Source organism: Exiguobacterium profundum, from assembly GCF_042652865.1.
GTDB lineage: Bacteria > Bacillota > Bacilli > Exiguobacteriales > Exiguobacteriaceae > Exiguobacterium > Exiguobacterium profundum.
This window is the reverse complement of record NZ_JBHSHG010000001.1, coordinates 1741017-1753824: the sequence shown is the minus strand read 5'-3', so window position 1 is coordinate 1753824 and position 12808 is coordinate 1741017. Positions and strand designations below refer to the sequence as shown.

Below are 12808 nucleotides of genomic sequence, written 5' to 3'. Positions count from 1 at the left end.
GGGAGAAGCATCAATGCGGATTGTAGTCGCGATGGATTCATTCAAAGGCTCACTTTCGAGTATGGAAGCAAATCAAGCGGTCCTTCGTGCGCTTGAAGGGCATGAGGTCACCATCATACCGATCTCTGACGGAGGAGAAGGTTTTTTGGATGCTTGGATTGCGACACATGCAGAAGGAACCATTATAGAAGAAAATGTCGTGTGCTTGGATGGAATACAGCGCGTTGCACGTTTTGGTTTCGAGCCGTCAACGAGGCACGCGGTAATCGAAGTGGCGGAAACAGCAGGATTGACACTCCTCGCTCATGTCGATCCGTGGCGCTACAGTTCAGTCGGAGTCGGTCAACAGATCGTTCAAGCGCTAGAGCGTGGGGCGAAGATCATCACCATCGGGCTCGGAGGGAGCGGAACGATGGATGGTGGGAAAGGATTGCTCGAAGCGTTAGGTGTTCGTTTTCTTGATGCGAACGGCTCTGTGTTATCGACCATTCCCCATCGACTAGAAGAAGTGGCATCAATTGATTGGTCCGGTCTTCATCCGCGTGCGCGCGAGGTCGTATGGAGAATGTCTTCCGATGTACAGAACCCATTGATTGGTGGAAGCGGAGCAGCCTATGTGTTCGGACCCCAGAAAGGATTGGCGGCAGATGTAGTGAAGCGATATGACCGGATCCTCGATCACTACGCGAACTGTTTTGAAGTGGATAGAAGAGCACTTCCTGGAGCAGGGGCGGCTGGCGGCATCGGCTTTGCGCTATTGCAGCTTGGTGCAATCTACGTGAGTGGCATCGAAGAAGTGGTCAGTTGGTCTAAGCTCGAAGAACAGTTAGAAAAAGCAGATTGGCTGATTACAGGAGAGGGTAAATTTGACGCGCAAAGCTTTGAGGGAAAGGCACCGTATGGGTTGGCACGCCTTGCGAATACGCATGGGGTCCCGACCCTCGTCTTCACCGGACAGTCCGATTACACATCGCATATGGAGTCCGGCATCGTCGCCATTTTTCCAATCGTGTCTCGGATCATGACGTTAGAAGAAGCGATTTGGGAAGCAGCTCCGTTGCTGACGAATGCGGTCCAACGCGTGCGTCACCTTATTGAAAAGGCGCCACGACAGTAGTCGGGCGCCTTCGCATTCATAAAGAACGATTTTTTAGCAGATCACGAATCTCTGTCAACAGTTGCTCTTCTTTCGTTGGTGTCGGAATAGCAGCTTCCTCCACTTCTTTTTCACGCTGTAAACGATTGATGACTTTGACAATCAAAAAGAGGGCGATGGCGATCAAGAAGAAGGACACAATCTGTTGAATAAAATTGCCATATAACACGTCCACTCCGAGTACACTTGCTTTTAAGCTAGAAAAATCGATTCCTCCAATAATGATTCCGAGAAGCGGCATAAAGATATCGTTGACGAGTGAGTTCACGATTGCAGTGAACGCTGCACCGAGTACGACAGCAATCGCCAAGTCGATGACGTTCCCCCGCATTGCGAATTTTTTAAATTCATTCCACATAGACAAACCTCCTGACGTTGAATAGTCTAAGCGTAGCATATTTGAAGGGAAAGAAATAAATCGTTCGACTTCTATCAGGGAAGGATGCTTGTTCGACTTTTCTGCATAGGGTACACTAAAAAGGTAGCAATTTACGCATTTTAATACCAGGTACTAATATGATATAATCATTTTAGCTGAAAGGATGGTTGGACGTGGCGAACGATGAACAGACGAGTTCGGAAGAACAAAAAGGTTCACCAGAACAAGAGACGAAGCAGAAAAAGCAATCGCGATTATCGAATCATCGTCGATTCCCGATTTTACTGCGCGTGCTCGTTGTTTTAGTGTTGGCAATCGCGATGCTCGCCCTCGGAGCGGTCATCGGATATAGCGTCATTGGCGGAGGCGATTGGAAAGATGTATTTGACATCGAGACCTGGCGCCATATCACCGATTTTTGGCTAACCTCTTAAAGGCGGTGGATGGATGTATACAATTGAGCAAATCAAAGAAGTAATCCCACACAGATACCCGTTTCTGTTAATTGATCGAATTATTGAAGTCGAGGAAAAGAAGCGTGCTGTTGGATTAAAAAATGTCACGGCGAATGAAGAGTTCTTTAACGGGCATTTCCCAGACTATAATGTCATGCCAGGTGTCTTGATTGTTGAAGCACTCGCACAAGTCGGTGCTTTTGCAATGTTGAAAGACGAATCGAATCGAGGCAAGCTCGCCTTTTTTGCAGGGATTGACAACTGCCGTTTCAAACGCCAAGTCGTCCCGGGTGATCAACTTCGCCTCGAGGTAGAAATCATGAAAATTCGTGGACCAATTGGTAAAGGACGTGCCGTGGCCACGGTCGACGGAGAAGTTGCTTGTGAAGCAGAACTCACTTTCGCCTTGAAGTAAGGAGAAATGGGATGCGTGCTTTAGTCATTGTATTATTAGTTGGCTTGATGACGATTGTGGGTTGTCAGCAGCTCCAGACAGAAGAGTCGAGTGAAGAGAACGTCGTTTACGAACAAAATGTGGATGAAACGATGATTGATAAACGTGCAGGACAGTCCGATGCAATCGCCGTTTCTCTTGAGCGAACGAATAACACGACGATGCTCTTCACGATTCGAATGCTCGAAAATCGTCGTCTTGATCCGACGACGGTCATGAGTTATGAGGTCGAAGGCGAACGCGTTGCGATTCCGTTTGGTGAACTGATTGCAGAGCGTGAAGAGGATATTCGGACGTATGAGTATCAGACGGACGTAGACCCGGATCTGTTCGTATCAGAGACACTTCCACTCTTCCATCTCGTTGAAGAAGGTGAATCGGAAATCACGATACCACTCGAAGTCATTAATTCGACAAATGGTGAATAAGAAACAGGCGATGTTGTCGAAAATCGCCTGTTTTTTTGTGGAGATAAGTCTATTCTATCCGATAAAAAGAGTAAGGAGAGAATGGAGGAATTTTGAGATGAAACAGAAATCAGAGTCGTTACAGACGCGCATTCTAGCATCAATGTTGGTCTTCGTCACGTTGCTCATCATTTTGTTTGGAGTAGTGCAATACTTCAGTACGAAGCATTCCGTACTCAGTACGTTACATGCGACGTTAATTGAAGATGGTGAACGGATTAGTGAATCATTGGATGTCGATGCCTATGCATCCTTCGTAACGAATCCGTCAAAAAATGAGCAGTATGAGCAGTTTCGTGAATATTTAGATGCATATCGTCAGCAAATTGGAGCGATGTATGTATACACGATCGCCACAGAGGGTGAGGAAGTTCGAATGATCGTGGACGGATTGAGCGAGGCGGATGCCGCAGAAATCGGGTCTCCGACTACAGCGATGACGTATGAAGGAGCAACGGCCGCATTCAAAGGAGAGACGGTCACGACAGATGTCATCGATGATCCGGAGTACGGGAAGTATGTGACGGTGCTCGTCCCGATTAAACAAGGGAACGAGGTAGTTGGGGTACTCGGAATTGATAAAGCTGCTACTGAGGTCTCCGCGATTACAGGAGATGTCTTAAAAGAGAGTTTAGTTCCAATCTTAATCGGTTTACTCGTGCTCCTTGTCGTTTCGGGAATCATCATCTGGCGTTATCTTGGCTGGAAATTGCGTCCACTTCAAGCGCTAGAACGTGTGGCCACATCCATTGCTGAAGGTGATTTGGCGACAGCGACGACTGCGGTTGAAGGTATTAAGTTAAAATCTAATGACGAAATCAAACGTCTGACGGTATCGATGGATAAGATGACACATATGTTAAAAGATTTGATTTCCGGCATTCAAACGTCGGCACAGACGGTACGGGATGAGAGTGGCAACGTTTCAGGTATCTCAGAAGAGGTAAATGATGCCTCTCGCCAAATTGCCTATACGATGGAAGAAATCGCAAGCGGTGTTGAGAATCAAAGTGTCTTGACGATGCGTCTTTACGGACATATGAATGAATTTTCGACACTTGTCGAGCAAACGACATCAGACGGAGAACAAGTGAGTGAGCAGGCGGAAGTCGTCAGTCGGGTGACGATGGATGGTCTACGTTACATGGAGAGTGCCGTCAATCAAATGACTCACATTCATGCGCAAGTGAAAACATCACAAGGACAAGTCCGCGACTTTGAACAACAAGCGGACGAGGTGACGGAACTGGTCACGATGATTCGTCAAATTTCACAACAGACAAACTTGCTTGCACTCAATGCAGCGATTGAAGCGGCTCGGGCCGGTGAACACGGAAAAGGGTTTGCCGTCGTCGCCTCGGAGATTCGGAAACTTTCGGATAGTGTCGCTGAGTCTGTCAGTGAAATTTCGGAAATCGTCGGAAGCGTCAAACAAAACTCGATTGCGCTCGGTCAAACCTTTACAGAGAGCATGACGGCTGCAGAGGAAGGGAAAGCGACACTTGAATCAACGAAGCGTGCGTTCACTGAAATCGAACAGAGCGTTCGTCACATGCAACAATTGACGAGTTCGATGCGTGGCCAACTCGATCGAGTGAAGACGAACCAGGACCACATTCAACATGGACTGTCTGAAATTGCTTCGATTTCAGAAGAAAGTACGGCCGGAAATGAGGAAGTGGCTGCTTCGACGGAACAGATGTCGGCGACGAGTGAGACGATGAATCGTCTCGTAAAAGATTTGTCGAGCACGGCAGAGGACATGCAACGAATGAGTCAACAGTTCAAGTTATAAACAGTCTCACTTCAGACAGACCTCTCGTGCGTCCGCTATAATGGGCGCAAGGGAGGTTTTTTCATGCAACAATTCTCTAGTGAACTGACACAGTTTCGGGGAAGTCATTATGACTTCGGACGATTTCAAGGAAAATATATTAAGCGCAGTCAATTGCTCGAAAATCGGACGGATCAGTGGAAACTACGCGTTCCGCGATTTGAGATTGATGCCACTGAGGCAAAGGCTGCCTTCGATGAATTTGCTCCAAAGATTTGGGAAGAGTTGATTGGGTTACAAGATGAGCTGAAGCTGTCGCTCAATGACACGTTACTTCATTTCGGACATTTTCGAGTCAACAATCCAATCAGCGGCTGTTCGATTTTGACGGGGGATAACTTTCTCGTTCGGAATTACGATTATCACCCGATGACGTATGACGGTCGATACAACGTCTTTCAACCGGATGACGGGTATGCGGTCATCGGACCGGTCTCTCGTGTCACCGGACGTATGGACGGAATGAATGAAAAAGGACTTGCCATGGGCTACAATTTCATCAATCGTCGTCGACCCGGGGACGGGTTTGTCTGTCAAATGATTGGACGAATCATTCTAGAAACATGTGCGACGGTGGAAGAAGCAGTCGATTTATTAAAAGAGATTCCGCATCGCGGGTCATTCACATACGTCGTCCATGACAAATCATCGAAAACACGTGTAATCGAGGCGACGCCTCGAGACATCCAAGTACGGGAATCGAATATCTGTACAAACCATTTTGAACTACTCCAACACGAGAATCGCTATCATCTTGATGATTCGACTCGTCGCATGATGGAAATCAAAGTCGTGCAACACTTGATTCAAGATGCGGAGAGCGCATTCCGTCTCATGAACGACACCGACAAGGGCGTCTTTTCAGAATTGTACAAGAGTTGGGCGGGAACGATTCATACGGCTGCTTATTTCCCTGAAACGCTCGAGACCTGGTTTGCGCTCGGTGGAGACCGTGACCCGGTCATCTTCGACTTCCAAAAATGGCTCGATGGGGAAGATTTCGATCTTCATGCACTTGACGGTGAATTGGCGACAGATATCGAGTTTGCGAATACGGTTCAACTTTGGCGCTGACGTTTGTCAGTGCTTTTTTTAGGAGAAACGGGAATACCCATTATAGGAGGGATGAAAGATGAAACGATTTGGAATCATACTCATCATGCTGACACTTGTTACACTACTCGGAGGTTGTGTTCCGGGTGACGGGACGTACACGACGGATCCGGCAGGTTTTTTCTGGGGTATTTGGCACGGATGGATTGCACCGATCTCACTCATTTTAGGATTATTCAATGATACGTATCGTGTGTATGAAGTGAACAATACCGGCTGGTTCTATGATTTAGGATTTTACATCGCTGTCATCAGTGGATTTGGTGGATTGACGTTGACGCGGAAAAGTCGAGGGTAATCTGGAGTGACCAAACGAGGTCACTCTTTTTAAAATCTTTTTTACCGTAAACGCTTGCATAAAAATATTTTTCATATTATGATTCAGGTGAAAATGATTTTAAGGAGGATTTATTCATGTCACGTCTCTTTGAACGAGCGCAACAATTCGGGAAATCGTTCATGTTGCCGATTGCTGTCTTACCGGCCGCTGGACTACTGTTAGGAATTGGGGGCGCCTTGTCTAACCCGAATACGGTGCAAGCGTACCCGTTCCTCGACATCGACTGGTTGCAACATCTATTCACCATTATGGCGGCTGCCGGTTCGATTGTATTCGCGAACTTGGCTGTGTTGTTTGCCATCGGTGTCGCTGTCGGACTCGCGAAGTCTGATAAAGGAACGGCCGGATTGGCAGCGATGCTTGGGTATTTGATTATGAATGCGACCATCAACGCAATGCTTCAGATTACTGGAGAGTTGATGGAAACGAACTTAGCGAGTGCCGGTCAAGGGATGGCGCTCGGAATTCAAACGCTTGAAACTGGTGTGTTCGGTGGGATCTTGATTGGGATTGTCACGGCGCTCTTGCATAACCGCTACAACAAGCAAGTGCTTCCACAGTTCCTCGGGTTCTTCAGCGGATCACGTTTTGTCCCAATCATCACGTCATTCGTTGCGATTGGTGTAGGGATTGGGCTCTACTTCATCTGGCCGACGGTGCAGAACGGGATTTTCTCGTTAGGTGGTCTCGTTGAAAAAACAGGATATATCGGAACATTTATTTATGGGTTCGTCCTTCGGATGCTTGGACCATTTGGATTGCACCATATCTTCTACATTCCGTTTTGGACCACTGGGCTCGGGGGCTCGATGGTCATTGACGGAACATTGATCGAAGGAACACAAAAGATTTTCTTCGCGCAGTTGGCTGACCCGAACACGACACAATTCTATGAAGGAACAGCACGATTTATGTCGGGTCGATTCATTACGATGATGTTTGGTCTTCTCGGTGCGGCGCTTGCCATGTATCACTGTGCAAAGCCGGAGCAAAAGAAAGTCGTGTTCGGGCTCTTGTTCTCGGCAGCACTCACCTCATTCTTGACGGGAATCACAGAGCCACTCGAATTCGCATTTTTGTTTGTCGCGCCGGTCCTCTATCTAGTACATGCTATCTTTGATGGACTTGCTTTTATGATGGCTCACATCTTTGAGATTACGATTGGTCAAACATTCTCTGGTGGGTTCATTGATTTTATCTTATTCGGGGTCTTACAAGGGAATGACAAGACGAACTGGATGCTCGTACCGGTCATCGGTGCCTTCTGGTTCTTGCTCTACTACGTAACGTTCCGTTTCCTCATCACAAAGTTCAATTTCATGACACCTGGACGATCGGATGAGACAGTAAAAACAGCAGACGTTGCGGCGTCGGATCGTACGTCAGCCATCATTGCGGCACTAGGTGGCGACGACAATATTGAGACGGTCGACTGCTGCGCGACACGCCTCCGCGTCACCGTCAACGACAATCAACATGTCCGTGAAGACTTGTTGAAAGAGACGGGCGCTCACGGGGTGGTTCAAAAAGGGAATGGAATTCAAGTAATCTACGGTCCTTCTGTTACAATTATTAAGAATGAAGTCCAAGAGGCGTTAGGCCGGGGCGAATAACGAATGTGTTGGAGGGAAGAACCGTGTGGGAGCAAATAAAACACGTGTATTCAGAAATGACGGGCAGTGAGAAAAAGATTGCGGATTATCTGATGGCGAACATGAATGAGGCAATCGAAATGAACATTACCGATTTAGCAAATGCGATTGCGACTTCACCAGGGACAATCACGCGGTTTTGCAAAAAAATCGGAGTGGGAAGTTATAGTTCACTGAAGCTCATGATGCAAAAGACGTTGACGGAAACGAATTTGCCCCAAACGACTTCGCTCGAACCGATGCAGCGGTCATACATTGAATTGATTCAGACGACCGCTCATTTAATTGATCAGGATGAACTACTTGCGATTTGTAAAGAGATTACATCGAGCCGATCCGTTCACTTATACGGATTAGGCAACGCCGGACTAGTGGCACAGGAAATGGAATACAGATTGAGACGGATGGGATTGTTGGCGACTACCGCTTTCGACAGTCACAGCATGGTCATGGACGCATCGATTGTCACGTCAGAAGACGTAGTCATTGCCTTTTCGAATAGTGGAGAAAGTCGAGAAGTCGTCCAGGCGATGCAACTCGCGAAAGAGTCGGGGTGTACGACAGTTGCATTCGTCGGTTATCAACATTCACCACTTGCTGAACTTGTCGACTATCGGTTGTTGACTGCCGGTGCCTCCGGTGAGGCATTCTTGATTAATACACAACTCCCACTTCTCTTCACAGCCGACGCGGTGACGAAGACATTGATGGAGACGAATGAAGCATTAAAAGCGCATTATCTACAAACACTTAAAGCGCTTGATCGTTTAAAAGAAAGAAGTGAATAACTATTATGATAACGTTACCGACTGGATTGATTGTTTCGTGCCAGGCTTTAGAAGGTGAACCGCTCCATAGTGAATTCATTATGGGACGGATGGCTATTGCGGCCGTTCAAGGTGGCGCCAAAGGAATTCGAGCCAATTCAGCGAGGGATATTCAAGAAATAAAAAAACACGTGACTGTTCCGATTATTGGTATCGTCAAACGTGACTATGAAGATAGTGACGTGTTCATCACAGCGACCATGAAAGAGATCGAGGAATTGATGGAAGTCGGTGTGGACGCCATCGCGCTCGACGCGACAAAGCGTCCTCGTCCGGGAAACCTGTCACTCCAAGAACTGGTTCACGCTATCCGCTCGATTTATCCGAATCAATTGTTGATGGCTGATTGCGCGACCCTCGAGGACTGCATTGAGGCGGATCGCCTTGGTTTCGACTATATCTCGACAACTTTGCACGGATATACAGACGAAACGAAAGGATCTCTTCTCTACCATGATGATTTCAAGTTTTTAAAAGATGTGTTAGATCACGTGACACAGCCGGTCGTGGCCGAGGGGAATATTTTGACACCTGAGATGGCAAAGCGTTGTATGGATTTAGGAACGCACGCGGTCGTTGTAGGGGGAGCCATCACCCGTCCGCATCAAATCACGGCACGATTCGATGCAGCGCTCACTTCGAGTGTGAAGAGTTCGCTGTAAGAATGAATCAATCAGGACGCTATTCAATACCTCACGACGCGATGGACGTCGTGAGGTATTTTTTATATATCGGTACAGGGAAAGACCAAACTGTTCGATATAATGAGTGTGGATGATTTTTAGCGTGGAGGTGCCATATGCACTCATATGAGTTTCAAATGTATCGGAATTTCGATGAGCTAGCGATTGACTTGATTGAGTTAGCAAAAGAAATAGTACCAGATAAACTAGTCTATCTCACGTCAATTGAGAATGACACCCAACATATACTCAAACTGTCCTCACAAGATTCTCCTATCCTACTTGAAGAAGGCATGTCCTTTGATTTGAAGGATACGGTATGTAATCGAATCGATTTCAATCAACGAGAAGTTTTGATGTATGAAGACATCGAATCGCAGATTGAATCGACGCGACTTCAGGCATTACTGCGCGAAGTGAACATCAAGTCGTATTTGGGAATCCCGATTCTGACGAAGAACGGGGATATTTTCGGTACGCTCTGTGTCGCCAATCATAAAAGCGCCCAGTACGATTCAAAAAGTGTCCGCTTGTTGAAGCGCGTGGTTCGTATGTTCAGTTACTATTTAGAACTCGAACGTCGTGCCTCACGGGATGAATTGACGGATCTTTATAACCGACATTACTTGAATAACTATTTTGAGACGAATCCGAATCAAGGTGGGGCACTGTTCTTGATTGATTTAGATGGGTTCAAATGGGTGAATGACACATTCGGTCATGATGAAGGGGACCTCGTCTTGAAAGAAGTGGCGCTTCGTCTGAGACGTTTGATGGAGCCGATACCTGATTCGAGAGTGTATCGTTTAGGTGGGGATGAATTTCTTATAAAAATCGCACATGCGTTATCAAAAGAGACTGTCATTGGGTATGCTGAACAAATCTTGTCTGTATTGAAAGAATGGGACGACCATCTCCCGTTATCAGCGAGCATCGGCATCGCTCAATATGATTCCGACGAACAGGCGGACCTCGGTCGATTGTTGAAAGAGGCAGACATTGCACTGTATCAATCTAAATCGAGCGGGAAGAACACGTACAAGTTTTATAAATAACGTCAGAAGGCTAAACCGATGGATTACGATTGGTTTAGCCTTCTGTTTTCGCATTCAGCACCAACGAACCGATTGGCGTGAAAGGATCGAATGAAAAACGGGTAGTGATTAAGAGTTCGGTTTGCATCCCGTAACGGCGACCGTATGATAATCACGGGAGTCCGGTCCACGTTGTACCGATACGTCCTTGAATCCGAGACTCACCGCTGCGGGGATAAATTGATTCCGAATCATATCGGAGATGTCGTTCCATTCGACATCACCTTTCCCGTCACAGTAGGTGATGACAAATGTGCCATTCGGTTTCAAGACGCGTTCGATTTCAGACAGAACGGTCGTGACATCTCTCCAGAAATATAGTGTGTGAACGCTGAACACGTGATTGACGGATGCGTCCATCATCTCAAATTGATGCAAATCTCCTTGAATCAACTTTGCCCGTTTTGTTTGCATCGAAGCATGATTACGCTGTCGTGCTGAATCGAGAATCGTCTTCGAACGGTCGAGACCCATGACATGTACGTCAGGATGTCGTTGAAGGATGGTCGCCATCGCATCGCCGGCCCCGCACCCGAGCTCTAGAACGGTTGTACCAGGTTGAATGTCTAACTGTTCAATCGTCCATTCGACTTCGACCCGGTGTTGGCGTACCATCTTTTCCCCGATATACTTTCCGACGGGACCCCTTGGATTCTCGTATTGACTGTCAATCCATTTCAGTAGCACTTGTGGTAACACATCATCACCTCACTTCGAAAGTAGCTCGATTGTAGCACATCGATGAGACAAAGGAGTCAACAACATGCGTTCATTTTGGATACTCGGCAACCAACTCTCGCACGAACTTGCGATGTTGAAGGATATGAAAGAAGATGACGTCATCGTCATGATTGAGGCGACATCACGCGCATCGTGGCGTCCGTACCATAAACAAAAGCTCGTCCTGATCTTCTCTGCGATGCGCCACTTTGCGGAAGAATTGCGTGATAAAGGATATACCGTAGATTACCACGAAGCGGATTCGTTCCAAGAGGCGTGGGACAACCATGTGAAACAGTACAATCCGGACGAAATTCATATCACCGCCGTCACGGACGAACCGATGGCGAAAAAACTGAAACAGTTCGGTAAGAAACATCACCTTGTCGAACATACGGATGTCCCGCTCTTCTACTTATCAAAAAAGGAAGCGACCGAGACGCTCGGAAATGAACCGTGGCGGATGGATCGTTTTTATCGTTACATGCGTAAGCGATTCGACGTATTACTCGAAGACGGGAAGCCTCGCGGTGGAAAATGGTCATTTGATACGGATAACCGAAAACCACCGAAAGAAGGACTATCGTTTCCATCTGCCATCCATTTCCGTCCAGATTCGATCACGAAAGACGTCATCGAAAAAGTCGAGTCAACGTTCTCGGAGCATCCAGGAGAGGTGACCCGGTTCCATTGGCCGGTCACACATCATGAGGCGAGACGTGCGCTAAAACGGTTCGTAGAAGAGCGTCTTGAGACGTTCGGCCCGTATCAAGATGCGATGATGACGGATGAACCCGAGATGTCGCACAGCCTGTTGTCAGCTGCCATCAATATCGGTCTACTGACACCGCGTGAAGTCGTTGATGCGGCATGTCAGGCGGATGCACCGCTATCGTCGATTGAAGGATTCGTCCGGCAAATCCTCGGTTGGCGGGAATATATGCGCGCCGTCTATCTCGCTGTCATGCCCGGTTATGAAGACGTGAACACGTTCAAGCATGAACGCGACTTACCGTCCTTCTTCTGGGATGCGAAGACGGATTTGAACTGTCTGCATCAAAGTTTGAAACCGGTCGTCGCGCATGCCCACAATCATCATATCCAGCGACTGATGGTGCTCGGAAACTATGCGACATTGTTCGAGATTTCACCGCAACAGACGAGCGACTGGTTCAACGAGATGTACATCGATGCCTATGACTGGGTCGTCTTACCGAACGTTCTTGGGATGGCCCTTCATGCGGACGGTGGAAAGCTCGCCACAAAACCGTATGTCGCTTCCGGAAAATATATCGACCGGATGAGTGACTACTGTCGGGATTGCGCATACAACCCGAAACATACGACAGAAGACGACGCCTGTCCGTTCAACGCCCTCTATTGGCGGTTCATCGATCGTCACGAGGAACGATTCTCGAACAACCAGCGGATGAAGATGATGGTCCGCAATTGGCAAGGACGGGATGATGATGTGAAATCCGATATCTTAGCGAAAGCCGAACAGACGTTGACCGATTCCCCGTGAATCGGTTTTTTTACGTTCTCTTCATGAAACTTTGCGATTTCTTTATCGTGTCTTTACAATCGTTCGTTACGATAGGAGCTGTGAGACCCCCTCACTCCAAGTGAATAGT

General features: G+C 47.4%; 14 protein-coding genes. 12 read left to right on the top strand and 2 right to left on the bottom strand.

What is annotated here, in order from left to right:
- Positions 1 to 13: 13 nt before the first annotated feature.
- The gene (locus ACFO4U_RS08925) at positions 14 to 1117 is read left to right on the top strand and encodes a glycerate kinase family protein (RefSeq protein WP_196431263.1); all 1104 of its coding nucleotides are present in this window, start codon (positions 14 to 16) and stop codon (positions 1115 to 1117) included.
- Positions 1118 to 1133: 16 nt separating this feature from the next.
- Here ACFO4U_RS08925 and mscL read toward each other — a convergent pair whose 3' ends face one another.
- Positions 1134 to 1514 (bottom strand): large conductance mechanosensitive channel protein MscL, encoded by a 381-nt coding sequence (gene mscL / locus ACFO4U_RS08920; protein WP_196431262.1) that lies wholly within the window; start codon positions 1512 to 1514, stop codon positions 1134 to 1136.
- Positions 1515 to 1708: 194 nt separating this feature from the next.
- Here mscL and ACFO4U_RS08915 point away from each other — a divergent pair, with 194 nt between their 5' ends.
- From ACFO4U_RS08915 to ACFO4U_RS08870, 10 genes are all read left to right on the top strand, one after another.
- Positions 1709 to 1969 carry a DNA-directed RNA polymerase subunit beta gene (locus tag ACFO4U_RS08915; RefSeq protein ID WP_031422281.1) on the top strand — a complete coding sequence of 87 codons (261 nt, stop codon included), beginning with the start codon at positions 1709 to 1711 and terminating at the stop codon, positions 1967 to 1969.
- Between the two features lie 13 nt (positions 1970 to 1982).
- Positions 1983 to 2405 carry a 3-hydroxyacyl-ACP dehydratase FabZ gene (fabZ, locus tag ACFO4U_RS08910; protein ID WP_031422282.1) on the top strand — a complete coding sequence of 141 codons (423 nt, stop codon included), beginning with the start codon at positions 1983 to 1985 and terminating at the stop codon, positions 2403 to 2405.
- An 11-nt stretch (positions 2406 to 2416) separates the two neighbouring features.
- On the top strand, positions 2417 to 2872 hold the full coding sequence (locus ACFO4U_RS08905; protein ID WP_074035755.1) for a hypothetical protein: 456 nt from the start codon (positions 2417 to 2419) through the stop codon (positions 2870 to 2872).
- Between the two features lie 97 nt (positions 2873 to 2969).
- Positions 2970 to 4706, top strand: coding sequence for a methyl-accepting chemotaxis protein (locus tag ACFO4U_RS08900; RefSeq protein ID WP_196431261.1), 1737 nt, complete (start codon positions 2970 to 2972; stop codon positions 4704 to 4706).
- Between the two features lie 63 nt (positions 4707 to 4769).
- The gene (locus ACFO4U_RS08895) at positions 4770 to 5819 is read left to right on the top strand and encodes a C45 family autoproteolytic acyltransferase/hydolase (RefSeq protein WP_196431260.1); all 1050 of its coding nucleotides are present in this window, start codon (positions 4770 to 4772) and stop codon (positions 5817 to 5819) included.
- A 58-nt stretch (positions 5820 to 5877) separates the two neighbouring features.
- Entirely contained in the window at positions 5878 to 6156 is a 279-nt protein-coding gene (locus tag ACFO4U_RS08890) for a hypothetical protein (RefSeq protein ID WP_012727334.1), read from the top strand.
- A gap of 116 nt (positions 6157 to 6272) precedes the next feature.
- Entirely contained in the window at positions 6273 to 7811 is a 1539-nt protein-coding gene (locus ACFO4U_RS08885; RefSeq protein WP_159562958.1) for a maltose/glucose-specific PTS transporter subunit IIC, read from the top strand.
- Between the two features lie 23 nt (positions 7812 to 7834).
- A complete protein-coding gene (locus ACFO4U_RS08880) occupies positions 7835 to 8638 on the top strand; it encodes a MurR/RpiR family transcriptional regulator (protein WP_012727332.1) in 804 nt (267 codons plus the stop codon).
- Between the two features lie 5 nt (positions 8639 to 8643).
- Complete coding sequence (locus ACFO4U_RS08875; RefSeq protein WP_196431257.1) at positions 8644 to 9339, top strand: N-acetylmannosamine-6-phosphate 2-epimerase; 696 nt, start codon at positions 8644 to 8646, stop codon at positions 9337 to 9339.
- Positions 9340 to 9476: 137 nt separating this feature from the next.
- Positions 9477 to 10415, top strand: coding sequence for a sensor domain-containing diguanylate cyclase (locus ACFO4U_RS08870; protein WP_214736527.1), 939 nt, complete (start codon positions 9477 to 9479; stop codon positions 10413 to 10415).
- A 108-nt stretch (positions 10416 to 10523) separates the two neighbouring features.
- Here the strand turns inward: ACFO4U_RS08870 and ACFO4U_RS08865 are convergent, their stop codons facing one another.
- Positions 10524 to 11153, bottom strand: coding sequence for a class I SAM-dependent methyltransferase (locus ACFO4U_RS08865; RefSeq protein ID WP_159562956.1), 630 nt, complete (start codon positions 11151 to 11153; stop codon positions 10524 to 10526).
- A 64-nt stretch (positions 11154 to 11217) separates the two neighbouring features.
- Between ACFO4U_RS08865 and ACFO4U_RS08860 the strand changes: the two genes are divergently transcribed.
- The gene (locus ACFO4U_RS08860) at positions 11218 to 12699 is read left to right on the top strand and encodes a cryptochrome/photolyase family protein (RefSeq protein WP_215243630.1); all 1482 of its coding nucleotides are present in this window, start codon (positions 11218 to 11220) and stop codon (positions 12697 to 12699) included.
- The last annotated feature ends 109 nt before the right edge of the window (positions 12700 to 12808 follow it).